We start from the raw sequence: 25875 nt of genomic DNA on the forward strand, positions 1-25875 counted from the left end.
ATGCAGCGCAAGAAGCTGGGCCGCACCGACCTCGAAGTGAGCACCGTCTGCCTCGGCACGATGACCTTCGGCGAGCAGAACACCGAGCAGGAAGCGCACGCCCAGCTGGACTACGCCCTCGAGCGCGGCATCGACTTCATCGATACCGCCGAGCTGTATCCGGTGCCGCCGAACGCGGCAACCCAGGGGTCGACCGAGCGCTTCATCGGCTCCTGGCTCAAGGCGCGCGGCGGCCGCGACAAGCTGGTGCTGGCGACCAAGATCGCCGGCCCGAACGGCAGCCAGGCCTGGATCCGCGGATCGAAACACAACCATGACGCCGCCAACCTGCGCGCGGCCGTCGACGCCAGCCTGCGGCGCCTGCAGACCGACTACATCGACCTCTACCAGCTGCACTGGCCGAGCCGCAACGTGCCGATCTTCGGCGCGAACCAGTTCGATCCGCGCAAGGAACGCAACGGCGTGGCAATCGAAGAGACGCTGCGCGCCCTGGCCGACCTGGTCAGGGAGGGCAAGATCCGCCACATCGGCGTGTCGAACGAAAGCCCATGGGGCGTGTGCGAGTTCGTCAAGCAGGCCGAGATCCACGGCCTGCCGCGCATCGCCACCATCCAGAATTTATACAACCTCACCGCGCGCGCCTTCGAGACCACCTTGCTGGACGAAGTCTGCTACCGCGAAGACGTCAGCCTGCTGGCCTACAGCCCGCTCGCCTTCGGCCAGCTGAGCGCCAAGTACGTCGACGACCCGCAGGCGCGTGGCCGCCTGACGATCTATCCGCCGACCTGGAGTCCGCGTTACCTGCGTCCGAGCGTGTTCGACGCGACCCGCGAGTATGCGGCGCTGGCGCGCGAGCATGGCTTGACGCCGGCTCAGATGGCGCTGGCCTGGTGCTATTCGCGCTGGTCCATGGGCTCGACCATCGTCGGGGCGACCACGCTGGCGCAGCTGGAAGAGAACATCGACGCGGCGCAGATTCAGTTGAGCGACGAGGTGCTCAAACGGATCGACGAAATCCATTCGCGCATCACCAACCCCGGACAGTAGGGTGGACGGGTTTCCCGTCCACGCGTTCTAGTCCGCCGTCGCGATCGCCTTCTCGATATCCGCCCGCGTATAACCCTGGGCGAAACGTTCGATGAAGTGGAAGGCATACGCCCGCAAGTAGGAACCACGGCGCACCGCCAGGCGCGTCACGTTCTGCGCGAACAGGTGCGAGGCCTCGATCGCGCGCAAGCCCTTGTCGCGGCCATGATCGAACGCCATCGAAGCCACGATGCCCACGCCCAGGCCCAGCGACACGTACTGCTTGATCACATCCGAATCCATCGCGGTGAGCACGATGTCGGGCGCCAGCCCGGCTTCGACGAAGGCCGCGTCGATGTGGCTGCGGCCGGTGAAGCCGACGTCGTAGGTGATCAAGGGATGCTCGGCCAGGTCTTCCAGGCGCAGCGGCGTCTTGCTTGCGAAGATCGGGTGCCCCTCGGGCGCCACGATCAGGTGGCTCCAGCGGTAGCACGGGAAGGACACCAGGTCGGGGAAGGCCGACAGGCCTTCGGTCGCGATCCCGACGTCGGCCTTGCCCGACGCCACCCATTCGGCGATGTGTTCCGGTGAGCTCTGCTGCAGGGCGATGCGCACATTGGGGAAGGCGGCGCGGAACGACTGCACCACCTGCGGCAGCGCATAGCGCGCCTGGGTGTGGGTCACCGCGACCGTGAGCGTGCCGCTGTCTTGCGCCGCGTATTCGCGACTGGCCTGCTGCAGGTTCTCGGCTTCGACCAGCAGCTTTTCGACGATGCGCAGGATGCCCTTGCCGGGCGGCGTCAGGCCCGTCAGGCGCTTGCCGTTGCGCTCGAAGATGACCACGCCCAGTTCTTCTTCGAGCTCGCGGATCTGGCGCGACACGCCCGGCTGAGAGGTGAACAGGGCGTTGGCGACTTCGGTCAGGTTGAAATCGCGGCGGGCCGCTTCGCGGACCGAGCGCAGCTGCTGGAAGTTCATATTGCGTTTCCTTCGTCGACGAACACTTCGATGCGGCGTGGACGCACGACCAGCGTCTCGCCTTCCTTGAGGCCCAGGCTGGCGAAGCGCTCGTTCGGCATCACCGCCTCGATGATCTGCTGGTTGTCGGCGCGCTCCAGGTCGAGCTGGGCCAGCGGGCCGATCGCATGCGCGCGGCGCAGCTTGGCCACCACGCCCGCGGCGCCGGGCGTGTAGCGCTCGACGTCGAGATCGTGCGGCCGCACATAGCCGATGCCCGCGCCGTCGCGCACGCCGGCATGCTGCGGCGCCTGGAAACTCACGTCGCCGCTGGCCAGCACGCCGTCGGTGACGCGGCCGTGGAACAGGTTGACGTTGCCCAGGAAGCCGTAGACGAAGGGCGAGGCCGGGTTGTTGTATACCTGGTCCGGGCTGCCCAGCTGCTCGACGCGGCCCTTGTTCATCAGGACCACCTGGTCGGCCACTTCCAGCGCTTCTTCCTGGTCGTGGGTGACGAAGATCGAGGTCACGTGCAGGTCGTCGTGCAGGCGACGCAGCCAGCGGCGCAATTCCTTGCGCACCTTGGCGTCGAGTGCACCGAACGGTTCATCCAGCAGCAGCACGCGTGGCTCGACCGCGAGCGCGCGGGCCAGCGCGATGCGCTGGCGCTGGCCGCCCGACAACTGCGGCGGATAGCGGTCGGCGATCCAGTCGAGCTGCACCAGTTCGAGCAGCTTTTTGACTTTCTCGCGGATCTGCGATTCGCTCGGGCGGTCCTTGCGCGGCTTGACGCGCAGGCCGAAGGCGACGTTCTCGAACACGGTCATGTGCTTGAACAGCGCATAGTGCTGGAACACGAAGCCGACCTGGCGCTCGCGCACGTGGCGGTGCGAGGAGTCCTGGCCGTCGAGCAGCACGGAACCGGAATCCGGGTATTCGAGGCCGGCGATGATGCGCAGCAGCGTGGTCTTGCCGCAGCCCGAAGGCCCCAGCAAGGCGGTCAGCTCGCCGTCGGGGAACTGCAGCGAAACGTCGTCGAGCGCCGTGAACTGGCCGAACTGCTTGCGGATATGTTGTACTTCGATCGTCATGCGTGGCTCCGGCGTTGTTTCAGTGAGGGGCGTTCGTCGAAGCCTTGCGGGCTTCGTGGAGGCGCCATTCGATAAAGGACTTGATGGCCAAAGTCACCAGTGCGAGCAGCGCCAGCAGCGATGCGACGGCGAAGGCGGCCGTGAAGTTGTATTCGTTGTAGAGGATCTCGACGTGCAGCGGCATCGTGTTGGTCTCGCCGCGGATGTGGCCCGAAACCACCGACACCGCGCCGAATTCGCCCATCGCACGGGCATTACACAGGATCACGCCATACAGCAGGCCCCATTTGATGTTCGGCATCGTCACGCGCCAGAAGGTCGACCAGCCCGAGGCGCCCAGCACCAGCGCCGCTTCTTCTTCCTCGGTGCCCTGCTGCTGCATCAGCGGAATCAGCTCGCGCGCCACGAACGGGAAGGTGATGAACACGGTGGCCAGCACGATGCCCGGCACCGCGAACAGGATCTTGATGTCGTGTTCCGCCAGCCATGGGCCGAACCAGCCCGAGGCGCCGAACACCAGCACGTACATCAGGCCCGCGATCACCGGCGAGATCGAGAACGGCAGGTCGATCAGGGTCAAGAGGATGCTCTTGCCCCTGAATTCGAACTTGGCGATGGCCCACGCCGCCGCCACGCCGAACACCAGGTTCAGCGGCACCGAAATCGCGGCCGCGATCAGGGTCAGCTTGATGGCCGACAGCGCATCGGCGTCGATCACCGATTCGACATAGACCTCCCAGCCCTTCTTGAGCGCCTCGGTGAACACCGCGGCGAGCGGGATGAACAGGAACAGCGTCAGGAAAACGAGCGCGACGGCGATCAGGGTGATGCGCACCCAGCCCGGCTCGAGCACGCTGGTGTCGAGGCGCTTGCCGGTCGCCGGGCGCTTGGCCGGCGCCACGTTGTCGAGGACCGCGCTCATGACTTGCCCGCCCGTTTGCGCGTCCACGCCTGAAGCAGGTTAATCGCCAGCAGCAGGATGAAGGAGAACACCAGCATCACCACCGCGATCGCAGTCGCGCCGGCGTAGTCGTATTGCTCCAGCTTGGAAATGATGAGCAGCGGCGTGATCTCGGACACCATCGGCAGGTTGCCGGCAATGAAGATGACGGAACCGTATTCGCCGGTGGCGCGCGCGAAGGCCAGCGCGAAACCGGTCAGCAGCGCCGGGGTAATCGTCGGCAGCACCACGCGGATGAAGGTCTGCAGCGGCGCGGCGCCCAGGCTGGCGGCGGCTTCTTCGAGTTCGCGCTCGGCTTCTTCCAGCACCGGCTGCACCGTGCGCACGACGAATGGCAGGCCGATGAAGGTCAGCGCCACCACCACGCCCAGCGGCGAGAACGCGACCTTGATGCCCAACGTGGCCAGGTACTGGCCGATCCAGCCGTTATGGGCGTACAGCGCGGTGAGCGTGATGCCGGCCACCGCGGTGGGCAGCGCGAACGGCAGGTCGACCAGGGCGTCGACCAGGCGCTTGCCGGGAAACTGGTAGCGCACCAGCACCCAGGCCACGATGCCGCCGAAGATGACGTTGATGACGGCCGCGATCAGGGACGCGCCGAAGCTCAGGCGATAGGACGCCATCACGCGCTCGGACGTGACGGTCGCCCAGAAATCCGCCCAGCTCATGCTGAAGGTATTCAGGAACACCGCAGACAGCGGGATGAGGACGATCAGCGCCAGGTAGAACAGCGTAAAGCCCAGCGAAATGCCAAAACCGGGAATGACCCGGCCCGGCCGCCTGGGCTTGGTTGCTGCCGCGTTGCCCGGCAATGCAAGCGAAGTCATGCGATTCCTTATTACAAATTCTTCTATCGGAATCGCATATTCTCACGCTATGTTCATAAAGCAAACGAAAGAATACTTATTTGTTTAGATGCGAATTGCTATGTGGCAGCGAGGCAAAAGCGCATGTTCTTATGCGGAAAAATTCGTATAAACGCCTTATTTTTTTGCCCGTCGTCGCGAAATACCAAATAAAAACGGCGAGCCTGGCATTGCCGGGCTCGCCGTTTTGATGTGACCTGCGGATTACTTGTTCGGCTGCGGCGTCAGGCGCAGATAAGGACGCGGGGCCTCGAAGCCTTTCGGATACTTCTGCTTGATGACGTCGGGATCGGTGACGGTCAGCGGGATGATGACGTTGTCGCCGTCCTTCCAGTTGCCCGGCGTGGCGACGGTATAGCCGTCGGTCAGTTGCAGGGCGTCGATCACGCGCAGCACTTCGTCGAAGTTGCGGCCGGTGCTCATCGGGTAGGTGATGGTCAGGCGGATCTTCTTGTTCGGGTCGATCACGAACAGCGAGCGCACGGTGGCGGTGGCCGACTGCTCGGGATGGATCATGTCGTACAGGGTCGAGACCGAACGGTCGGCATCGGCCACGATCGGGAAGCCGACCACGGTTTTCTGCGTTTCTTCGATATCCTTGATCCAGTCGATGTGCTTGTCGGCCGGGTCGACCGACAGCGCGATCGCCTTGACGTTGCGCTTGTCGAACTCCGGCTTGAGCTTGGCGGTCAGGCCCAGTTCGGTCGTGCACACTGGCGTGAAGTCGGCCGGGTGCGAGAACAGCACCACCCAGGAATCGCCCGCCCACTCGTGGAAGCGGATCTTGCCGATGCTGGAATCCTGTTCGAAATCGGGAGCGGTGTCGCCGAGGCGTAAGGTCATAGTCTTCTCCATGGTTGAGTCATACATAGCGCCGCCCGCAGGTGTGGGCAGGGACGGCTCTCAATAAACGCGCCATCCACGCGGATGGCTTCAAACAAAGCGGTTGTACAGCACCACGGCCCAGGTGGCCCCCGCCAGCAACAGGGTCAGGGCCACCGCCGCGCTGCCCAGGTCCTTGGCCGCCTTGGACAGCGGATGGCGCTCCAGCGAGACGCGGTCGACCACCGCCTCGATCGCCGAATTGATCAGCTCGACCACCAGCACCACGACCAGCACGCCGATCAGGGCCAGCTTCTGGAAGCCGGACACCGGCAGCAGCAACGCCACCACGCTGGCGATGACGATCAACACGGCCTCTTGCCGGAACGCCGCTTCGCTGCGCCAGGCCCAGCGCAGGCCGTCCCAGGTATTGCGGCAGGCGGCGCCAATGCGCTCCAGGCCGCGTAAGGTCTTGAATTCGCTGATCGGGTTTTCCATCGTTCTTGGCATTCAAACATGCAGGAACGACATTATGCCCCGTCCGCGCACAAGCATGTGGCAAGTTGGCCCGCGACGCAACCCGCCGGTTTGCATGGTCTTTTCACATCATGGTATAAAGTGAACGATACTGCACTGCACCAACCACATCATGAAAATGGAAACCCCTACTCCAGCCAAGACGTCGATCCAGGTCATCGAACGCATGATGGCGCTGCTCGACGCGTTGGCGAGCTACACCGACCCTGTGAGTCTCAAGGAATTGTCGCGGGTATCGGGCCTGCATCCCTCGACCGCGCACCGGATCCTCAACGACATGGTCGTCACGCGCTTCGTCGACCGGGTCGAGCCGGGCACCTACCGTCTGGGCATGCGACTCTTAGAACTGGGCAATGTGGTCAAGAGCCGGCTGTCGGTACGCGAAGCGGCGCTCGACGCCATGCGCGCCCTGCACCGCAAGACCCAGCAGACGGTCAACCTGTCGGTGCGCCAGGGCGACGAGATCGTCTACATCGACCGCGCCTTCTCGGAACGCTCGGGCATGCAGGTGGTGCGCGCCATCGGCGGACGCGGCCCGCTGCACCTGACCTCGACCGGCAAGCTGTTTTTATCGGTGGACGACGTCAAGGCGATCCGCGCCTATGCCACCCGCACGGGGCTGTCAGGTCACACGCGCAATTCGATCACCGAACTGGCGCGGCTGGAACGCGAACTGAGCCTGGTGCGGGCGCGCGGCTATGCGCGCGACAACGAGGAACTGGAACTGGGCGTGCGCTGCATGGCGGCCGGCATCCATGACGACAGCGGCAAGCTGGTGGCGGGATTGTCGATCTCGGCGCCGGCCGACCGTTTGCAGGAAGACTGGCTCGAAGACCTGGTGCAGACGGCGTCGCGGATTTCGTCGACGCTGGGGTATCGGGCGGTGCCGAACGTGTAACTCACTCCCGCGCCACTACCACCGCTACCGCAACCGCCACGTCGTTCCCGCGAAGGCGGGAACCCAAGCTTGCCCACGTCGACACAAAGTTATTTATCTCGACTGAGCGAACGACCTAGGTTCCCGCCTTCGCGGGAACGACGGATCAGCGGCTGCGGCAGCGATCAGTGCGGCAGCGTCGGCGCGCTGGCCGTGATGGTCGGTGCGCGCACGGCGTCGACATCCATGCGGTCCGGCAGCGACTCGATCCAGCGGCGGATACGGCCGGCGTCGGCCGTGCGCGACATCTTGCCCTTCGAATCCAGGAACACCATCACCACATTGCGGCCATGGATCATGGCCTGCATCACCAGGCAGCGCCCCGCTTCGTTGATGAAACCGGTCTTTTGCAGGCCGATATTCCAGTCGGGCAGCGACACCAGGTAGTTGGTGTTCGCGTAATGCATGGTGCGGCCGCTGGCCTGCACGGTCGATTTCGGCGTGGTCGAGAATTCGCGCAGCAGCGGGTCTTCGTGGGCCGCCATCACCAGCTTGACGAGGTCGCGCGCGCTCGAGACGTTGCGGCTCGACAGGCCGCTGGAATCGACGTAATGGGTATCCATCATGCCGAGTTGGCGCGCCTTGGCGTTCATCGCGCCGACAAAGGCCTCGATGCCGCCCGGGTAGTTGCGGCCCAGCGCCGAGGCGGCCCGATTCTCGGAACTCATGAGGGTGATGTGCAGCAGTTCGCGCCGCGTCATGCGCGAGCCGACCGACAGCCGCGAGCTGCTGTACTTCAGGCGGTCGACGTCGGCGTCGGTAACGCGCAGCACTTCGTCGAGGTCTTGCTTGGCCTCCATCACGACCATGCCGGTCATGAGCTTGGTGATCGAGGCGATCGGCAGCGCGACGTTGGCGTTCTTCTCGAACAACACTTCGGCGCTGTTCTGGTCGACCACATAGGCGACGCTGGAGCGCAGGGACAAGGGATCGTCGGTCTTGTGCAAGCCCGCCTTGTCCCCCGCCGTCGCAGCCGCCGCCACTGCGACGGCGCCTGCCGCCGCGGTACGTGCCGGGTGATAGGTGACGACGCGCTTGCCGTTGACGGTCCGGACCCGGCGCACCATGCGCTGGCCATTGTCGCCGGCGGTGGCGACTTCCTTGCGCTTCCTGGTGGTCTTGGCCTTGGCTTTGCGCTTGGGCTTTTTCTTGGCAGCCTTGGCAGGCTTGGACTTCTGCGCTTGTTCGGTCGCGCCCGCACCTGCGCCCGCCCCCGCACCGGATGCCTGCATGGGTGCAATAGCGAACAACGTGGCGACAACTGCAGCCAAAGCAAGTTTAAACATCGAGACGCCCCTGGACCAAACTGATGAGATACAGATGGAAGTGTAGCGGAACGACGCTCGATCGCAAGAGAAAAGAACATTCTGTGCGGCAATAATCCGCAAAAACCAACAGACTCTTCCTCGCGAAACTTTCGTTTAATATCAACGAGATATCATTACTTGTTACTTTAGTCCATGAAGCGGGCGAATACGTGACTGGGTTCGCGCTCGGTTTCGAGGGTGTTCTCGATCCGCGCCGGATCGGCCCAGCCCAGCGCCATGCCGCACACGACCATCTCGCTCGCCGGCAGCCCGAGTTCGGCCGCGATGATCCGATGATACTGCGTAAAAGCGGCTTGCGGGCAGGTATCCAGTCCCCTCGCCCGCGCCGCCACCATGATGTTCTGCAGGAACATCCCGTAATCGAGCCAGGAGCCCTGCTCCATGATGCGGTCGATGGTGAAGATCATCCCGACCGGCGCATCGAAGAAGGCGAAGTTGCGCCCATGCTGGGCCGCCATGCCGGACTTGTTTTCGCGCGTCAGGCCCAAGAGGCTATATAGATCCCAGCCGACCTTGCGGCGCCGGTCGATATACGGCGACACCCATTCGCGCGGATAGTAGGGATATTCCTCGTGGTGCTCGGCGGTTTGCCCGGGGTCGGCATACGCCGCCAGGATCGCGCCCGACAGGCGCGCGCGTGCTTCGCCGGTCAGCACGTGGACTTTCCACGGCTGGGTGTTGGTGCCGGACGGCGCGCGCGCCGCCACGTCCAGGATGCGGGCGATGTCGTCGCGCGCGACCGGCTTGTCGAGGAAGGCGCGGATCGAACGGCGCGAGGTGATGGCGGCATCGACCGCTGCCTGGCCGGGATTCTCGATGGTCATGTGGTCTCCTGTGGTTTGCGCACGACGAAGGCGACGCCGGTGACGGCCACCGCCATCCCCGCCAGGCCGAGCGCGTTGAAGGCTTCGCCGAACAGCAGCCAGGCCATGATGGCCGTGGTCGGCGGGGTCAGGTACATCAGGCTCGTCACCTCGGTCGCCTGGCTGCGCCCGATGAGTTTGAATAGCAGGAAGATGGCGCCGATCGACAGCGCGAATACCGACCACAGCCAGGCAACGATGAAGTCGGCGCTCCAGGTCACCGTCGAGAACGCCGGATCGAGGTCTTCCAGCCACACCGCGATCGGCGCCAGCACCATCACCGTGGCCCCGAACTGGATCGCGGTGCCGCTGCGCAGGTCGAAGCGCGGGCAGAAGCGGCGCTGGTACATGGTGCCGGCGGTGATGCAGAGCAGCGCGAACACGCACAGGCCGAGGGCGGCGGGCGACAGGCCAACGAGGCCCAGCTTGGCGTAGACCACCAGGGCCACGCCGGACAGGCCGAGCAGCAGGCCCAGCCACTGGATCGGCCGAACCCGCTCGCCGATCAGCGGCGCGGCGGCCGCGGTGAGGATCGGCTGCATGCCGACGATCAGGGCAGTCAGCCCTGCCGGCATGCCGAGCTTGATGGCGGCCCACACGCCGCCCAGGTAGCCCGCCTGCAGCAACAGGCCGGAGAGAGCGAGGTGCAGGACCTGCCCGCGCGGCCAGGGCGCGCGCCAGAGCAGCATCAGGGGCAGCAGCACCGCCAGCACGCCCAGGCAGCGCACGATGAGGAAGGTGAGCGGCGGCGCGTACGGCAGGCCGAGCTTGGCGACGATGAAACCCGTGCTCCAGAGGAAGACGAAGAACAGGGGCACGGGCGACAGCCAGGAGCTGCCGGGGATGGAAGGTGCGTGGGTCGACATGGTCCAGGCAATGCGCCGTGATAGTGCACGGCGTTGAATAAATCGCAAGCGTCGAGTCTAGCATGCTCTCTACCATGAGGTTTTAAGCGGCTGAAAGATGCACTCGATTTGCGCTAGATCAATTGACTTTTCTTGCATTAAATGCATTCAAGAAAATTATGTATCTTGGATGGTGCATCGCATCAAAAACGCTTGACGCTTGAAGCGAACTGACAGAAAATCTGCCCTGTTGCGGTGCACAAAAAGAGTTTCGTCGCGTTTTAATGAAGAACCTGTCTCACAGAGCAATAGTCCATTCTTGAAACGACATATTTGGAGAGCCACATGTTTGCAATCCCTGAACAATTTTCGAACGCCACCAAGGCCAGCCTGGAATCCCAATTCGCCCTGTTTTCGGCACTGACTTCGAAGACCTTCGAAGGCGTGGAGAAGCTGGTTGAACTGAACATCAGCACCGCGCGCTCGACCCTCGAAGATTCGTCGGCCGCTGCTCGCCAGCTGCTCAGCGCCAAGGACCCACAAGAATTCTTCTCGCTGACCGCCTCGCAAGCCCAGCCGAACGCCGAGAAAGCCCTGTCGTACAGCCGCCAGCTGGCCTCGATCGCCACCGGCACCGGCGCCGAATTCTCGAAAGCTGCCGAAAGCCAGATCGTCGAAGCCAACCGCAAAGTCATCTCGCTGGTCGACGAAGTGAGCAAGAACGCCCCAGCCGGTTCGGAAAGCTTCGTCGCCGCCGTCAAGACCGCGATCAGCAACGCCAACGCCGGCTACGAGCAATTCAGCAAGACCTCCAAGCAGGCGGTCGAAGCGCTGGAAAGCAATGTGAACGCCGCCGTGTCGCAATTTTCTGCGAATGCTGCTAAAGCTGGCAATGCTGCCAGCGCTGCCACGGCTGCCGCTGCGGCCTAAGCTGCGGCTGGTCAAATAAGAAAGGCCGACAGACGCAATCGCGTCTGTCGGCCTTTTTTGTTGTTTGCGTGCCAATCACACGATCGGCGGCATCATTCGCCGAGATACGCCGCCTGCACCCGCGGATCGTTCAACATATCGCGCGCATTGCCGGTCATGGTGATCGCGCCCGAATCCATCACGTAGCCGCGATGCGCGGCCTGCAGCGCCAGTTTCGCGTTCTGCTCCACCAGCAGGATCGTGATGCCTTGCTGCGACACGTCGCGGATCACCTCGAAGATCTTCTCGACCATGATCGGGGCCAGGCCCATCGACGGTTCGTCCAGCAGCAGCAGGGTCGGATGGCACATCAATGCGCGCGCCATGGCCAGCATCTGCTGCTCGCCGCCCGACAGGGTGCCGGCCAGCTGGCTGGAGCGCTCTTTCAGGCGCGGGAAGACGGTGTACCACTTCTCGATGTCGGCATCGATCGCGGCCTTGTCGTCACGGGTATACGCGCCCATCAGCAGGTTTTCGTGGATCGACATGCGGGTGAACACGCCCCGCCCTTCCGGCACCATGGCCAGCTTCTGGCGCACCATCCGGAACGACTGCGTGCCGCGCAGCGGCTGGCCGAGATACTCGATCGTCCCCTCGACCTTGCACGGCGGGAGCGTGCCGGTGATGGCCTTCAGGGTCGTGGTCTTGCCGGCGCCGTTGGCGCCGATCAGCGTCACCAGCTCGCCTTTCGCCACCTCGAGGTCGACGCCCTTGACCGCCTTGATGCCGCCGTAGGCGACCTTCAGGCCGGCGATTTTCAGAACGATGTCAGCCATCAGTGGGCACCTCCAAGATAGGCATCGATCACGGCCTGGTTTTTCTGGATCTCGCCCGGCAGGCCTTCGGCAATCTGCTTGCCGTATTCGAGCACTGTGATGCGGTCGCACAGGCCCATCATCAGCTTGACGTCGTGCTCGATCAGCAGCACGGTCCGGCCCTCGGCCTTGATTTTCACCAGCAGCTCGCGCAGCGCCAGCTTTTCGGTGGCGTTCATGCCGGCCGCCGGTTCGTCCAGCGCCAAGAGTTGCGGATCGGTGGCGAGCGCGCGCGCGATTTCCAGGCGGCGCTGGTCGCCGTACGACAGGAATTTGGCGGTGCGGTTGGCGAACTGGCCGATGCCCACGAAATCGAGCAGTTCCTGGGCGCGCAGGCGGATCGCGGCTTCCTCTTCGCGCGCCGCCTTGTGGCGCAGGATCGCGCCCAGCACGCCATGCTTCGTGCGCACATGGCGCCCGACCATCACGTTCTCGAGTGCGCTCATCTCGCCGAACAGGCGGATGTTCTGGAAGGTGCGGGCGATGCCGGCCTTGGCCACGTCATGCGGCGCCGACGGCGAATACGGCTTGCCGGCCAGCGCGAAGCTGCCGCTGTCCGGTTGGTACAGGCCCGTGATCACGTTGAAGAACGTGGTCTTGCCGGCGCCGTTGGGGCCGATCAGGCCATAGATCTGGCCCTGCATGATCCGGATGCCGACGTCGGTCAGCGCCTGCAGGCCGCCGAAGCGCTTGTTCACGCCCTGGATATCGAGGAGGATTTGTTCGCTCATGGTCTGTTCACTCATCACGCGCTCAAACCTTCTTCTTCCTCGCGCGCCAAAGCGGCGTTGGGACGCTCTTCCTTGTTCGGCGACGGCCACAGGCCGGCCGGGCGGATCAGCATGATCAGCACCAGGGCCAGGCCGTACAGCAGCTGGCGCAGCACCTCGGCCTCGATGATCACCTTGCCGAACACGGCCTGCTGCAGCGGATCGACCACGTGGCGCAGCACCTCGGGCAAGGCCGCCAGCAGCACGCCGCCCAGCACCACGCCCGGGATGTGGCCGATGCCTCCCAGGACCACCATCGCCAGCACCGCGATCGACTCGGTCAGCGAGAACGATTCGGGCGACACGAAGCCCTGGAAGGCGCCGAACATCGCGCCGGCCACGCCGCCAAAGGATGCACCCATGGCGAAGGCCAGCAGCTTGACGTTGCGGGTATTGATGCCCATCGCCTTGGCGGCGATCTCGTCTTCGCGGATCGCCACCCAGGCCCGGCCCAGGCGCGAATGCTGCAGGCGGCTGGTGATGAAGATCGTCGCGATCACCATCGCCAGGAACAGGAAGTAATAGGCGTTCACCGAGGGCATCGCGTAGTCGCCGATCATGACGTTGGCATTGGTGCCCGGCTCGCCCGCCAGCGACACCCCGAACACGCGGATCGGGTCGATCATATTGATCCCCTGCGGCCCGTTGGTGAAGTTGATCGGGTCGTTCAGGTTGTTCATGAAGATGCGGATGATCTCGCCGAAGCCCAGCGTCACGATGGCCAGGTAGTCGCCGCGCAGCTTGAGGGTCGGAGCGCCCAAGAGCGCGCCGCACAGGGCGGCGAACAGCGCCGCCAGCGGCACGATGGCCCACAGCGACAGGTGGATGCCGTTGGTGGCGATCTCGGGACCGAAGAAGGCCACCAATGCCTCGCCGAGCGCCGGCGAATAATAGATCAGTGACTCGAGCAGCGCCGCGAACTGCGGCGACGAGAACAGGCCGACCAGGTAGGCGCCGACCGCGAAGAAGGCGATGTAGCCCAGGTCGAGCAGGCCCGCGAAGCCGACCACGATGTTCAGGCCCAGCGCCAGCATGATGTACAGCAGCGCGATGTCGATGATGCGCACCCACGAGTTGCCGAACTGCGAGGCGACGAAGGGGAAGATCAGCATCAGGATCAGCACCGCCGCCATGCTGATATAGGCCTGGCGCGGCTTGTGCTGGGTATCAAAAGTAAGGAGTGCCATGGTGTGCTCCGTGTATCAGGCGCGGTCGGCCACGCGCTCGCCCATGATGCCGGACGGCCGCAGGGTCAGGACCAGGATCAGCACCACGAAGGCGAAGATGTCCTGGTAGTGGCTGCCGAGGAAGCCGCCGGTGAGGTCGCCGATATAGCCGGCGCCCAGCGCCTCGATGATCCCCAGCAGCAGGCCGCCGAGCATGGCGCCATAGATGTTGCCGATCCCGCCCAGCACCGCGGCGCAGAAGGCCTTCAGGCCCGGCAGCACGCCCATGGTGAAGGTAATCGACGCATAGTTGGCGCCCCACATCACGCCGGCGACGGCCGCCAGCGCGGCGCCGATGGCGAAGGTGGCGACGATCACGCGGTTCGCGTCCACGCCCATCAGGCCGGCCACGCGCGGGTTTTCGGCCACGGCGCGCATCGCGCGGCCCATCCTGGTGCGCTCGACCAGCAGCACCAGGGCGCCCATGGCGACGGCCGCCAGCACCAGCAGCAGCACTTGCGTCTGCGAGATCATGGCGCCGCCGATCATGATCGGTTCGGACGACAGCAGTTGCGGGAACGGGATCGGGCTGCGGCCCCAGATCATCATGGCGAAGGTCTGCAGCAGGATCGAGACGCCGATCGCCGTGATCAGGGGCGCCAGCCGCGGCGCGTTGCGCAGGCGGCGGTAGGCGACGCGCTCGATCAGGATGCTGACCAGCATGGTGAGGGGAATGGCGCCGAGGATGGCGGCCGCCAGCTGGACATAGCCCGGCAGGCCGGGAATGTACGCCTCGAGCAGTTGCAGGATCGTCAGGCCGATCATGGCGCCGATCATCAGCACGTCGCCGTGGGCGAAGTTGATCAGGTTGAGCACGCCGTACACCATCGTGTAGCCGAGCGCGACCAGCGCATACATACTGCCCAGCACCAGGCCGTTCAGTAGCTGTTGAATAAAGGTTTCCATCGTTCCGCCTGTATTAAGAACCTGTCCCGTTCAGCGTCCAGCAAAAACGGCACCGCGGGATGACTCCCGAAGTGCCGCTCATGGTCTGGTTCACCACGACTAATTTTCCGAGCTCGCCATCATAACTTGGCTTTTGGAAAACTAATTACGGTTAATCGCTGCTGTAGCAAATTTTGTTTTCTGAGAAAACGAAAAATAAAGTTCAGGCGGAAGGCGCTGCCGGCTCGGTCCTTGCGCCGTCCAGGCCTTTCGGCAGCGGGAAGGTCACGTGTTCTTCGACGCCTTCGAGCGCACGCACGCTGGCCGCGCCCAGTTCTTTCAAGCGGTCGATCACAGCCTGCACCAGCACCTCGGGCGCCGAGGCGCCGGCGGTCACGCCGATCCGCTTCTTGCCCGCGATCCAGCTGGGGTCGATCTTGCCGGCGTTGTCGACCATATAGGCCGGCGTGCCCATTTTTTCGGCCACTTCGCGCAGGCGGTTCGAGTTCGAGCTGTTCGGGCTACCCACGACGACCACGACCTCGACCTGCGGCGCCATGAACTTCACGGCTTCCTGGCGGTTGGTGGTGGCGTAGCAGATGTCGCCCTTCTTCGGCTCGATGATGCTCGGGAAGCGCGCCTTGAGCGCTGCGATGATGTCCAGGGTGTCGTCCACCGACAGGGTCGTCTGCGACACATAGGCCAGCAGTTCCGGGTTACGCACTTGCAGCTTCTGCACATCGTCGACCGTCTCGACCAGGTGCATGCCTTCTTCGGCCTGGCCCATGGTGCCTTCGACCTCGGGGTGGCCGTCGTGGCCGATCATGATGATCTCGGCGCCTTGCTTGCGCATCTTCGCCACTTCCACATGGACCTTGGTCACCAGCGGGCAGGTGGCGTCGAAGATGGTGAGCCCGCGCGCCTCGGCGTCGGCGCGCACGGCCTTCGAGACGCCGTGGGCCGAGAACACCAGCGTGTTACCTGGCGGGACGTCTTCGAGTTCCTCGATGAAGATCGCGCCCTTGGTGCGCAGGTCTTCGACCACATAAGCGTTGTGGACGATTTCGTGGCGCACGTAGATCGGCGCGCCAAATTGTTTCAGGGCGCGCTCGACGATTTCGATCGCGCGGTCCACGCCGGCGCAGAAGCCGCGCGGCTGGGCCAGCAGAATTTCGTTTTCCATCATTATTCCTGTCGTCCTTACAGAACCGAAATCAGTTTCACTTCGAATTGCAGGGCGCGGCCGGCCATCGGGTGGTTGAAATCGAACAGGGCCGAGTCGGCGCGCGATTCCAGCAGCACGCCGGCAAAACGGCCGCCTTTCGGCGCGTTGAACTCGACCACCTCGCCCACGTTGTACTCGGTGCCCGGCACCGAGTTTTCTTCGAGCGTGGCTTTCGACACCGACTGGATCAGCTCGGGATTGCGCTCGCCGAATGCTTCCGCAGCGCTGAGCTCGAAGGTCTGGTGCGTGCCTTCCGGCAGGCCGATCAGGCGCGCCTCGAGGAATGGCGCCAGCTGGCCCTGGCCCAGCAGCAAGGTGGCGGGCGTGCCATTGAAGGTCGTGACCACATCCGAACCGCCGGCGACGGCCAGGCGGTAATGCAGGGTCAGGTAAGAGGATTCGTTGACGACGGGAGCAGCGTTGGACATGTTCTTAGCGTGGCAAGCAGAGCTGATGGGGCAAAGCGCTATTGTAAGCCAGGCGCGCCGCTTGCGCCTTTGCTGCCTGTTTTTTTGGCGACACGTCAAACGGGAAGGCAGGCCGCGCGACCACCCCTCCTGCATCTGATCCCATGCACAGGGCGTAGCTCTCACTTTCGACCAACCGATTCAGGGAGCATCATGAAAAAAATTGCCATCGTGGGCGCCGGCCAGGCCGGCTTGCAGCTCGGCTTCGAATTGCTGTCGCACGGCTGCGAGGTGACGCTCTACACCGACCGCAGCTCGCAAGAGGTGCTGAACGGCCCGACCGGCGCGATCGCCATCCAATTTCATCCGCGCACCGTCATCGAGCAGGAGCTGGCACTGGATTTCTGGTTCACTTACGACGGCGCCCGTATCGACGCGACGGTAATGAAGCTGTTCTCGCCCGACGGCGAAAAAGTCTTGCAGGCGGGCGCCATGCTGTCGTCGCCGGCGCAGGCGATCGACCTGCGCCTGAAGTATGCGACCTGGCTGATGGAATTTCCGCGCCGTGGAGGCTCCGTCGTGGTCGGTCCGGCCGACCTGGCCTTGCTGGAACAGGCGGCCGCCACGCACGATGCCGTGTTCGTGACCACCGGGAACAATACCTTCCAGGAACTGTTCCCGCGCGATCCCGAACGCTCCGAGCTCGACCGGCCCTATCGCCACCTGACCCTGTTCTTCGCGAAAAACTGCGTGATGGATCCCGACATCGACCCGGCCATCCATGTGAACGGCTTGAACAGTATCGTTGGCATCGGCGAGTGCCTGTTCTATAACTTCCTCGATCGCGACCTCACCAAGACCTGGGTGCTGCTGTTCGAAGGCGTACCGGGCGGCCCGCTGGACTTGCTGGGCCACGGCGGAAGCGTACGCGCGCAGTTCGAGCAGGTGCGGCGCTACCTCAAGGATGCCTGCCCGCAGGTGTACGCGATGATCGCCGCGGCCGAGCTGGTCGAGCACGAAACCATGCAGGGGGCGATCACGCCCACCGTGAGGCATGCTGTGGGCCGGCTCCCATCCGGCAAGGTGGCGATGGCACTGGGCGATGCCCTGGTGAGCTATGACCCGATGACCGCGCAAGGCTTGAACGCGGCGTCGCGCATCGCCCACCACGCCGCCCAGGCCATCCTGGCGGCGCCCGACGCGGTCTTCGATGCAAAGTGGATCGATGCGGTATTCCTCGACTACTGGAAGACGGCCCGCCATGCCTTCCACCTGACCCGGGATTTCGTGACGCAACTGCAGCCACACCAGCAGTTGGCGCTGTACGCCGCCAGTGTCATCCCCGAGATCGCCAGCGACGTGTTCGACAATGCGGGCGAGATGGAAAAAATCTATGCCTGGTTCAGCGATGCGGAAGCGACCATGGCCTACCTCAAGGGGAAAGGTTTTACGCCGGAACCGGCTGGCGGCTGACCGCGGGCGAACTGCAGTTGCAAGCGCCGCTATCGCAGACGCCGCGTCGGCATCCAGAGCGGCGTCAAGCAGGTCTTTGTCGTGCCCGGCATGCCCGGCCCGGCAAACCGCTATCGTGACGCAGGCGGCCATGCCCTGGCGGCCGCTCACCTTGGCGAGGAGTCATATGGGGATTTGCGACTGGCCCGAGCAGGACCGTCCGCGCGAGCGCCTGCTGCGCGATGGAGCGCATGCGCTGTCGGATACCGAATTGCTGGCCATCTTCCTGCGCGTAGGCGTGGCGGGAAAAAGCGCGGTGACCCTGGCCGGCGACACGCTGGCGCACTTCGGCTCGCTGCACCGGCTGCTGCATGCCGAGTCGGGAGAATTTGGCCGGCTGCACGGCCTGGGCCCGGCCAAGTACGCGCAACTGCAGGCCGCGCTCGAGCTGGCGCGGCGCGCGGTGGCCGAGCAGTTCCGGCGCGAGGCGCTGTGCTCGCCCGAGGCGGTGCGCCACTACCTGCGCAGCCAGTTCGCGCTGCAGACCCATGAATCGTTCATGGTGCTGTTCCTGGACGTGAAGAATCGACTGATCAATTGCGAGGAAATGTTCAGGGGCACGCTCACGCATACGAGCGTCTATCCGCGCGAAGTGGTCAAGGCGGCGCTGCGGCGCAATGCGGCCGGCGTGATCCTGGCCCACAACCACCCTTCCGGCGTGGCCGAGCCGAGCGAAGCCGACCTGCGGCTCACCAGCGCGCTGGTGCAGGCGCTGTCGCTGGTCGACATCCGGGTGCTGGACCACTTCGTGGTGGCGGGCAACCAGGTGCATTCCTTCGCCGAGAGTGGGCAGTTGTGACCGATAAACCTCAGCAAAGCCTCGCCCACGTCCTTACGCACGCTGTGATGTTTGCTTGAAATTACACAGCGTAAACAGCGAGTTACGACACTCATCAGGAATTGTTAAATTTTTCCATTAGAAAAAGACACCTTTGTTTTTCGTAAGTGATTGATTCCGCTTTGCTTTTCACGCTATACTCTCATTTTTCCAAGTCTGGAACATATTTAAGGAGTGCACTATGGCACGTGTTTGCCAAGTAACCGGCAAGGGTGTGATGGTTGGTAACAACGTCTCCCACGCTAACAACAAAACGAAGCGTCGTTTCCTGCCTAACCTGCAGAACCGTCGCATCTACGTCGAATCCGAAAACCGTTGGGTTTCGCTGCGTCTGTCGAACGCCGGCCTGCGCGTGATCGACAAGCTCGGCATCGACGTCGTGCTGGCCGACATGCGCGCCCGCGGCGAAAAAGTTTAATTAGGGAGCTATCATGGCAAAAACTGGCCGCGACAAAATCAAGCTGGAATCGACCGCAGGTACCGGTCACTTCTACACCACCACCAAGAACAAGCGCACGATGCCGGCGAAGATGGAAATCACCAAATTCGACCCGAAAGCACGTAAGCACGTGATCTACAAGGAAACCAAGATCAAGTAATCGATCTTGTCTTCTTGACGAAGCCGCCGGCGCGCAAGCCCGGCGGCTTTTTTGTTGTCCCGCCAATCCGCGCTACCATCGGGGGATGACCAGTCCGCCTTCCTCTTCCACCTTCGTTCCCATCCCCACCCAAGACCGTCTCGATGCCCTCGATGTATTGCGCGGCTTCGCACTGATCGGCATCTGCATCGCCAACGTCGAATTTTTCAACCGCCCCGTCGCCGAAACCGGCAACGGCATCCCGGCCGGATTGCACGGCCTGGACTGGCTGGTGGCCTTTATCGCCGCGTATTTTGTCAGCGGCAAGTTCTGGACCATTTTCTCGCTGCTGTTCGGCATGGGTTTCGCCCTGATGCTGGAACGCGCGCGCACAGCCGAGCGCCCTTTCCTGCCCGCCTATGGCCGCCGGATCGCCGTCCTCGGCCTGTTCGGCCTGCTGCACTACCTGCTGCTATGGAGCGGCGACATCCTGATCAGCTATGCGATCGGCGCACTGGCCTTGATGCTGATGCTGTTCGCCAGCGGACGCCCGATGATCGGCGCCATGGCCGCGTGCTCCCTGCTGGCCCAGCTGCCGGGCTTGGGCTTCGCCGGCTGGCTGGTCACGCCGCTCGTGTTCGCCGGCCTGGTGGGCGTGTACCTGCGCAGCGAACAACGCGCGCTGTTTCCGCTGGTGGCGATCGTCCCGGGCAGCCTGATGCTGCTCGCGGCCGTGCTCAACGTCGTCCGCGGCGAGGGCGATATGGGGGCGTTGCTGGCGATTGGCGCCGTCCTCGTGCTGCTCGGCCTGTTGGCCTGGGGTGTCGACCAGCCCGAACGAGCGCGGCCGCTGCGGGCCGGCGTCGCGATCTTCATGCTCACCTATGGCCTGACCGCGCTCGACGGCGGCATCCGCCACTTCGCGCCCCAGCTGGCGCCAACATCGGGCGTCAGCGCCACCGGCGAAGAGACCGACGCCGCGTCCGCCACCCTCTTGCAATACCGCGAGCGCACGGCGCGCAGCATCGAAGAGAAGGAGGTACTCACCAACGGCAGCTATGCGGACGCAGTCGCGATGCGCCTCGGCCACCTGGAGGCACGGATGCGCGACGAAACCGGCTTCGTGGTGGTGGGCGTGAGCGTGTTCCTGGTCGGGGTCTGGTTCGTGCGCTCCGGCGTGATCGCCAACGCCGGCCGCCACCTGCCCTTGTTCAGGCGCCTGGCCGTGGGCGGGATCGGCTTCGGGGTTGGGCTTGGCCTGCTCAGCAGTCTGATCAGCACCGGCCGCCCGCCCGGCGTCGACGACGGGGGCTATGACCTGGCGAACGCCTTGATGACCCTCGGCAGCCTGCCCGCCTCGCTCGGCTACGTCGCGGCAGTGCTGCTGGCGCTATACAGCAAGGGCATGCTGGCCCGGGTGCGCATCCTGGCGCCGTTTGGACGTATGGCGCTGAGCAATTACCTGATGCAGTCGCTCGTGTTTTCCCTGCTGTTCCATGCCCACGGACTGGGGCTGTGGGGTATCGGCAGGACGGAGCAGGTCTGCATCGCGCTACTGCTGTGTGCGCTGCAAATCGTGTTCAGCCACTGGTGGCTGGCGCGCTTCCAGTACGGGCCGCTCGAATGGGCATGGCGGGCGCTGACATATCTGACCTGGCCGCCGATGCGGCGTGGCGCTTAAGGCACAAACGGCACAAACAACAACGGCTTCCGAAGAAGCCGTTGTCTTTACCATTTACCGACCGCCAGGATCAGGCATAGGTGCGCAGGCGGATCGAAAAGTCCTGCAGTGCCTTGATCTTCGATGCTTCGGCGCGGTTGCACCAATCCTGCAGCTGGTGCAGCAGCTGGTCACGGGTCGAATGCGAGCGCTCCCAGATGGCGCCCAGCTCCACGCGCATGGTGTGCATGGTCTCCAACGCCTTGCTGTGCTGGAACAACTCGACCAGTTGCTGCTGTTGCGACGATTCCAGCTTGGCCGGCTCGCGCTGCATCAGCTTGCGCGAGCTTTTCAGGAAACGCGATTCCAGTTGCGCCTTGTGTTTAAGATGCTCGAATTCTTCATGGAAGGCGTGGCGCACCGACTTGGCATACTTGGCCATCACGTCGTAGCGGTTGGCGATCACCGACTGCAGGGTGTCGAAGTCGGCTTGCGCCTTGTCCTTGTCCAGCTTCGGCTTCGGCGCCACCTTCTTCACCTTGGCCAGGCCGACCATCTCGAGCATGCGGATATAGCCCCAGCCCAGGTCGATCTCATACCACTTGCTCGACAGCTTGGCCGAGGTGGCATAGGTGTGGTGGTTATTGTGCAGCTCTTCGCCACCGATCAGGATGCCCCACGGGAAGATATTGGTCGCGGCATCGTTGCAATCGTAGTTGCGATAACCCCACCAGTGGCCCAGGCCATTGATGATGCCGGCGGCCGTGATCGGGATCCACATCATCTGGATCGCCCACACGGTCAGGCCGAGCACGCCAAACAGGGCAACGTTGATCACCAGCAGCGACGCGACACCCAGCATGCTGCGGCCGGTGTACACATGGCGCTCGATCCAGTCGTCCGGCGTGCCATGGCCGTACTTGTCCATGGTTTCCTTGACCTTGCTTTCGGCACGGTACAGCTCGGCGCCTTCGAACAGCACCTTACGGATGCCGCGCGTCTGCGGGCTGTGCGGGTCTTCTTCGGTGTCGCACTTGGCGTGGTGCTTGCGGTGGATCGACGCCCATTCCTTGGTGACCTGACCGGTGGTCAGCCACAGCCAGAAGCGGAAGAAGTGGCTCGGGATCGGATGCAGGTCAAGCGCACGGTGCGCCTGGTGACGATGCAGGTAGATCGTCACGGCGGCGATCGTGATATGCGTGACCACCAGCGTGTAGATCACGATTTCCCAGGCCGAGAAATCGAGCAGGCCGGTGGACAGGAACGACAGCACAGCGTGCAAGGCGTCGTCAAAGAAATTCATTCAGTCTCCAAAGGGCTTATCCGATGTGCAACCACTGTGAATGCACACCTATAACCCGGGCATTTTACGTGGTTCTACTACCGCACGGCAGTTTTACTTGCCCAAATTTGCGCCAGCCCCGATGTGGCCCTGGCCTTCTTCGTGTGGAGTCCGCCCCGCCACCCTGGTGATATGGGCGTCGAGCAAGCGCGTGTCCATCGACGGATGTCCAAGTTTGATCGCGCCGGACTGCACAAGTGCGTAGATCTTGCGGTTCACGTCGGAGATCGGCCCGCCCTGCCCGTTCTCGGGGTCGCCCAGCCAGAAGCCGACCTCGAGTTCGTAGCCGTCGGCCACGAAGGCATTGAGCAGCACGTTCGGCGCCGGCGCCTCGAGCACGCGCTCCACGCCCTTCGGCTGTTCTTCGAGCAGCGGCATGACCACGGACAGGTCGCTGTCGTAGGACACGACCAGCTTGGTGACCGCGCGCATGTTGCGGTTGGTGACCGACTGGTTCAGCACCACGCCCGTGATCAGCATCTCGTTCGGCAGCAGGGTCTGGGTACCGTCGGAACCGCGCAACACCGTGTAGCGTGTATTGATGCGCGCTACCTTGCCGGAGTATTTATCCAGCGTGATCGGATCGCCGATCGACAGGCTGCGCTCGAACAGGATGATGAAACCGGACACGTAATTACTGGCAATGCGCTGCATGCCCAGACCGAGGCCGACGCCCAGCGCGCCGCCGAACACCGACAGCACGGTCAGGTCGAGCCCGGCTAGCGACAGGCTGAACAGCACCGCGACCAGGATCAGGGCCGCGCGACCCACGCGCGCCATCGCCACCCTGAGCGAGCTGTGCATGCGCTCGAAACCCATCAGGCGTTCTTCGAGCGCGGCGCCGGCCCACAGCGCCAGCATCATGAGCACGACGATCGAGATCGCGCCCTGCAGCAGGTCGGCGATCGAAATCTTGTTCTTGCCAACCGGCAGGACGGTATTCTCGAGCACCCTGATCACATCCGGCAGGATGCCGGTCAGGTGCATGGCGACGACGATCCAGACCCCGAAGGCGAACACCTTCTCGAAGGTCTGCAATGCCGCCCCCACCTGGCCGCGCCGCGCGAAGGCGCGCCGCAGCAGGTAGAAGAAGGTGCGGATCACCGCCAGCGAGATGAACAGCGGCAGCGCCACGCGCAGCAGCGACACGCCCTGGTATTGCTCCAGCACGGTCTTGGCCAGCGCCAGCAGACCGACGGTCAGGAGCGGCCACAGCACGCGGCTGAAACTGCCCAGGCCGACACTGATCAGGCCGCCCGTCTGGGCCCGGTCTTTCAGCAGCGAACGGTGGATCAGCCGCGCCAGGCCCCAGCCCACCGCCACGCACAGGGCAAGGGCGACGATCTGCCAGGCGATGGCGGGACGGCGGGCGTCGTCCAGCAGGACGCTCAGCAGGTCTGACAGCGGCATCGGGACTCCTTACTCGGCCTTACCGTCAGCGGCGGCGTCGTCCACGGCTTCCGCGTCATCGGCGACGACGGCCTTGGCCGGCTTGGCCAGCGCCTTGCGCTGCAGGACGGCGGCGAAGAAGCCGTCCGTTTGATGCTTGTGCGGCAGCAGTTTCAGGTAGTTGTCCATCTCGAGCGGGATCTTTTGCTCGGCCAGCACCTGGCTCATCGGCACGAGTTCGAAGTCGGCGTGATTGGCCAGGAAGCCTTCGACGATGAAGTCGTTCTCTTCGTTCAGCAGGCTGCAGGTGGCGTACACCAGGCGGCCGCCGCCCTTGACCAGGCGCGCGGCGGCGTCCAGGATCGAGGCTTGCTTCTCTTGCATCTCCGCCACGGCGCCCAGCTGCTGGCGCCACTTGACGTCCGGGTTGCGGCGCAGGGTGCCCAGGCCCGAGCACGGCGCGTCGACCAGCACGCGGTCGATCTTGCCGGCCAGGCGTTTGACTTTCGCATCGCGCTCGTGCGCGATCACCACCGGATGCACGTTCGACAGGCCGCTGCGCGCCATGCGCGGTTTCAGCTTGGCCAGGCGCTTCTCGGACACGTCGAACGCATACAGGCGGCCGGTATTGCGCATCAGCGCACCCAGGGCCAGCGTCTTGCCGCCGGCGCCGGCGCAGAAGTCGACCACCATTTCGCCACGGCGCGCGCCGACGATCTGGGCCAGCACCTGGCTGCCCTCGTCCTGCACTTCGATCGCGCCTTCCTTGAACAGCGGCAGGTTCTGCAGCGCCGGCTTTTTCATCACGCGCAGACCCAGCGGCGCGAACGGCATCGGCTCGGCCACGATCGGCGCTTGCGCCAGTTGGGCGATCACGTCGTCGCGATCGGCCTTGATGGAATTGACGCGCAGGTCCAGCGGCGCCGGGGTGTTCAGCACCGCCGCCAGTTCCAGCGCCTCCTGCTCGCCGAACTGGACCACCAGCTTGTCGTACAGCCATTGCGGCAGGTTGGCGCGGATCGGGCCCGGCAGCAGGTTGCGGTCGACTTCCTTGATGCGGGTAAGGAAATCGGTCTCATCTTCGGTCAGGCCGCCGATGCTGTCGATGCCAACGGTCTCGGCCAGGCCCAGCAGGGCCAGCTTGCGCATCGACGGCGTGTTGCCATGGCCGGCGAAGTCGGTGAAGAACGATTTATTGCGCAGCACGGCATACACGGCTTCGGCGATGACGCCGCGCTCGCGGCCGCCGAAACGCGGGTTGTCCTTGAAGAAGCGCGACAGGGTGACGTCGGCCGGCGAAGTAAAACGGAGAATCTCGCGCAAGACTTCTTCGGTCTTGGCGACGATCGCTGGAGGCAATCTCATGTAAATCCTTGATTAAATACTGATGGCGTCGGCCCGGGAGCGATCCATGGACTCGACGATGCGCACCGCACCGTCTTCGATGACCAGACGGTCTTCGATGAACAGGCGTACGGCGCGTGGGTAGATCTTGTGTTCCTCGGCCAGCAGGCGGGCAGCCAGCAGGTCCGGCGTGTCGCCCGGCAGGACGGGAATCCTGGCCTGCAGCACCGACGGGCCATGATCGAGTTCGGCGGTGACGAAATGCACGGTCGCGCCGTGTTCGGTCATGCCGGCGTCGAGCGCCTGCTGGTGCGTGTGCAGCCCCGGGAACAGGGGCAGCAGCGACGGGTGGATGTTCAACATCCGGCCCGCGTAGTGCTCAACGAAGGGCGCGGTCAGGATACGCATGAAGCCGGCCAGCACGACCAGGTCGGGCTGGAAGGTGTCGATGACTTCCTGCAACTTGGCGTCGAATTCGGCGCGGGTGGCGAAATCCTTGTTCGACACCACGGCGGTCGGGATGCCGCGCGACTGGGCAAACGCCAGGCCACCCGCATCGGGCTTGTTGCTGATCACCGCTGCAATACGGGCAGGCCAGCCTTCAGCCTGGGCCGCGCGCACGACCGCTTCCATATTGCTTCCGCGGCCGGAAATGAGGATCACGATGTTTTTCATAGCCGGC

The 25875-nt window shown here is 64.0% G+C and carries 27 protein-coding genes; 8 read left to right on the forward strand and 19 right to left on the reverse strand.

The annotated features are described in order from the left end of the window. Positions 1-1047 carry an aldo/keto reductase gene (locus AC3A6F_RS09790; protein WP_487680176.1) on the forward strand — a complete coding sequence of 349 codons (1047 nt, stop codon included), beginning with the start codon at positions 1-3 and terminating at the stop codon, positions 1045-1047. Positions 1048-1074: 27 nt separating this feature from the next. Here AC3A6F_RS09790 and AC3A6F_RS09795 read toward each other — a convergent pair whose 3' ends face one another. The 6 genes from AC3A6F_RS09795 to AC3A6F_RS09820 all read right to left on the reverse strand — a co-directional run bounded on the left by AC3A6F_RS09795 (position 1075) and on the right by AC3A6F_RS09820 (position 6221). Beyond that, the gene (locus AC3A6F_RS09795) at positions 1075-2004 is read right to left on the reverse strand and encodes a CysB family HTH-type transcriptional regulator (protein WP_147936372.1); all 930 of its coding nucleotides are present in this window, start codon (positions 2002-2004) and stop codon (positions 1075-1077) included. Next, complete coding sequence (locus tag AC3A6F_RS09800; RefSeq protein ID WP_123069117.1) at positions 2001-3074, reverse strand: sulfate/molybdate ABC transporter ATP-binding protein; 1074 nt, start codon at positions 3072-3074, stop codon at positions 2001-2003. The genes AC3A6F_RS09795 and AC3A6F_RS09800 overlap by 4 nt, the downstream gene beginning before the upstream one ends. Positions 3075-3093: 19 nt before the next feature. Then, complete coding sequence (cysW, locus tag AC3A6F_RS09805) at positions 3094-3996, reverse strand: sulfate ABC transporter permease subunit CysW (protein WP_487680178.1); 903 nt, start codon at positions 3994-3996, stop codon at positions 3094-3096. Continuing rightward, positions 3993-4862, reverse strand: a complete 870-nt coding sequence (cysT, locus tag AC3A6F_RS09810) for a sulfate ABC transporter permease subunit CysT (RefSeq protein WP_487680180.1) — start codon at positions 4860-4862, stop codon at positions 3993-3995. Before cysT ends, cysW begins: the two co-directional genes overlap by 4 nt. Before the next feature lie 243 nt (positions 4863-5105). Further along, positions 5106-5744, reverse strand: coding sequence for a peroxiredoxin (locus AC3A6F_RS09815; protein WP_147936369.1), 639 nt, complete (start codon positions 5742-5744; stop codon positions 5106-5108). A 90-nt stretch (positions 5745-5834) separates the two neighbouring features. Further along, positions 5835-6221: a diacylglycerol kinase gene (locus tag AC3A6F_RS09820; RefSeq protein WP_487680182.1), complete on the reverse strand. Its 387-nt coding sequence runs from the start codon at positions 6219-6221 to the stop codon at positions 5835-5837. 151 nt (positions 6222-6372) lie between these two features. On the opposite strand from AC3A6F_RS09820, the gene AC3A6F_RS09825 reads away from it, so the two are divergent. Then, positions 6373-7158: an IclR family transcriptional regulator gene (locus tag AC3A6F_RS09825; protein WP_123069122.1), complete on the forward strand. Its 786-nt coding sequence runs from the start codon at positions 6373-6375 to the stop codon at positions 7156-7158. A 164-nt stretch (positions 7159-7322) separates the two neighbouring features. Here AC3A6F_RS09825 and pbpG read toward each other — a convergent pair whose 3' ends face one another. The 3 genes from pbpG to AC3A6F_RS09840 form a co-directional block, all read right to left on the reverse strand. Continuing rightward, the gene (gene pbpG, locus AC3A6F_RS09830; protein ID WP_487680184.1) at positions 7323-8483 is read right to left on the reverse strand and encodes a D-alanyl-D-alanine endopeptidase; all 1161 of its coding nucleotides are present in this window, start codon (positions 8481-8483) and stop codon (positions 7323-7325) included. A 167-nt stretch (positions 8484-8650) separates the two neighbouring features. Then, positions 8651-9349: a nitroreductase gene (locus AC3A6F_RS09835; protein WP_487680186.1), complete on the reverse strand. Its 699-nt coding sequence runs from the start codon at positions 9347-9349 to the stop codon at positions 8651-8653. Next, complete coding sequence (locus AC3A6F_RS09840; protein WP_487680188.1) at positions 9346-10254, reverse strand: DMT family transporter; 909 nt, start codon at positions 10252-10254, stop codon at positions 9346-9348. Before AC3A6F_RS09840 ends, AC3A6F_RS09835 begins: the two co-directional genes overlap by 4 nt. Positions 10255-10578: 324 nt before the next feature. Here AC3A6F_RS09840 and AC3A6F_RS09845 point away from each other — a divergent pair, with 324 nt between their 5' ends. Continuing rightward, positions 10579-11163, forward strand: coding sequence for a phasin family protein (locus AC3A6F_RS09845; RefSeq protein WP_487680190.1), 585 nt, complete (start codon positions 10579-10581; stop codon positions 11161-11163). Positions 11164-11255: 92 nt separating this feature from the next. Here AC3A6F_RS09845 and AC3A6F_RS09850 read toward each other — a convergent pair whose 3' ends face one another. From AC3A6F_RS09850 to AC3A6F_RS09875, 6 genes are all read right to left on the reverse strand, one after another. Next, positions 11256-11978, reverse strand: a complete 723-nt coding sequence (locus AC3A6F_RS09850; protein WP_487680192.1) for an ABC transporter ATP-binding protein — start codon at positions 11976-11978, stop codon at positions 11256-11258. Then, positions 11978-12748 (reverse strand): ABC transporter ATP-binding protein, encoded by a 771-nt coding sequence (locus AC3A6F_RS09855; RefSeq protein ID WP_487680194.1) that lies wholly within the window; start codon positions 12746-12748, stop codon positions 11978-11980. Before AC3A6F_RS09855 ends, AC3A6F_RS09850 begins: the two co-directional genes overlap by 1 nt. Before the next feature lie 14 nt (positions 12749-12762). Further along, positions 12763-13974 carry an ABC transporter permease subunit gene (locus tag AC3A6F_RS09860; protein ID WP_487680196.1) on the reverse strand — a complete coding sequence of 404 codons (1212 nt, stop codon included), beginning with the start codon at positions 13972-13974 and terminating at the stop codon, positions 12763-12765. 15 nt (positions 13975-13989) lie between these two features. After that, positions 13990-14919 (reverse strand): branched-chain amino acid ABC transporter permease, encoded by a 930-nt coding sequence (locus AC3A6F_RS09865; RefSeq protein ID WP_487680198.1) that lies wholly within the window; start codon positions 14917-14919, stop codon positions 13990-13992. Positions 14920-15121: 202 nt separating this feature from the next. Further along, a complete protein-coding gene (gene ispH / locus AC3A6F_RS09870; RefSeq protein WP_487680200.1) occupies positions 15122-16081 on the reverse strand; it encodes a 4-hydroxy-3-methylbut-2-enyl diphosphate reductase in 960 nt (319 codons plus the stop codon). Positions 16082-16098: 17 nt separating this feature from the next. Beyond that, positions 16099-16551, reverse strand: coding sequence for an FKBP-type peptidyl-prolyl cis-trans isomerase (locus AC3A6F_RS09875; protein ID WP_109348070.1), 453 nt, complete (start codon positions 16549-16551; stop codon positions 16099-16101). A gap of 192 nt (positions 16552-16743) precedes the next feature. Here AC3A6F_RS09875 and AC3A6F_RS09880 point away from each other — a divergent pair, with 192 nt between their 5' ends. The 5 genes from AC3A6F_RS09880 to AC3A6F_RS09900 all read left to right on the forward strand — a co-directional run bounded on the left by AC3A6F_RS09880 (position 16744) and on the right by AC3A6F_RS09900 (position 21139). Beyond that, positions 16744-18003 carry a styrene monooxygenase/indole monooxygenase family protein gene (locus tag AC3A6F_RS09880; protein WP_487680202.1) on the forward strand — a complete coding sequence of 420 codons (1260 nt, stop codon included), beginning with the start codon at positions 16744-16746 and terminating at the stop codon, positions 18001-18003. Positions 18004-18169: 166 nt separating this feature from the next. Further along, a complete protein-coding gene (radC, locus tag AC3A6F_RS09885; RefSeq protein ID WP_123069133.1) occupies positions 18170-18841 on the forward strand; it encodes a RadC family protein in 672 nt (223 codons plus the stop codon). 220 nt (positions 18842-19061) lie between these two features. Next, positions 19062-19298 carry a 50S ribosomal protein L28 gene (gene rpmB / locus AC3A6F_RS09890; protein WP_123069134.1) on the forward strand — a complete coding sequence of 79 codons (237 nt, stop codon included), beginning with the start codon at positions 19062-19064 and terminating at the stop codon, positions 19296-19298. A gap of 13 nt (positions 19299-19311) precedes the next feature. After that, the gene (gene rpmG / locus AC3A6F_RS09895; RefSeq protein WP_005665735.1) at positions 19312-19479 is read left to right on the forward strand and encodes a 50S ribosomal protein L33; all 168 of its coding nucleotides are present in this window, start codon (positions 19312-19314) and stop codon (positions 19477-19479) included. Between the two features lie 85 nt (positions 19480-19564). After that, positions 19565-21139: a DUF418 domain-containing protein gene (locus AC3A6F_RS09900; protein ID WP_487680207.1), complete on the forward strand. Its 1575-nt coding sequence runs from the start codon at positions 19565-19567 to the stop codon at positions 21137-21139. Between the two features lie 70 nt (positions 21140-21209). Here the strand turns inward: AC3A6F_RS09900 and AC3A6F_RS09905 are convergent, their stop codons facing one another. From AC3A6F_RS09905 to purN, 4 genes are all read right to left on the reverse strand, one after another. Further along, positions 21210-22421 carry a DesA family fatty acid desaturase gene (locus AC3A6F_RS09905; protein WP_487680209.1) on the reverse strand — a complete coding sequence of 404 codons (1212 nt, stop codon included), beginning with the start codon at positions 22419-22421 and terminating at the stop codon, positions 21210-21212. Positions 22422-22514: 93 nt separating this feature from the next. After that, positions 22515-23870 carry a mechanosensitive ion channel family protein gene (locus AC3A6F_RS09910; protein ID WP_487680210.1) on the reverse strand — a complete coding sequence of 452 codons (1356 nt, stop codon included), beginning with the start codon at positions 23868-23870 and terminating at the stop codon, positions 22515-22517. 9 nt (positions 23871-23879) lie between these two features. Beyond that, positions 23880-25214 (reverse strand): RsmB/NOP family class I SAM-dependent RNA methyltransferase, encoded by a 1335-nt coding sequence (locus AC3A6F_RS09915; protein ID WP_487680212.1) that lies wholly within the window; start codon positions 25212-25214, stop codon positions 23880-23882. A gap of 12 nt (positions 25215-25226) precedes the next feature. Next, positions 25227-25868, reverse strand: coding sequence for a phosphoribosylglycinamide formyltransferase (purN, locus tag AC3A6F_RS09920; protein ID WP_487680214.1), 642 nt, complete (start codon positions 25866-25868; stop codon positions 25227-25229). Between the last annotated feature and the right edge of the window lie 7 nt (positions 25869-25875).

The organism is Massilia sp. Soil_C_3, from assembly GCF_057657035.1.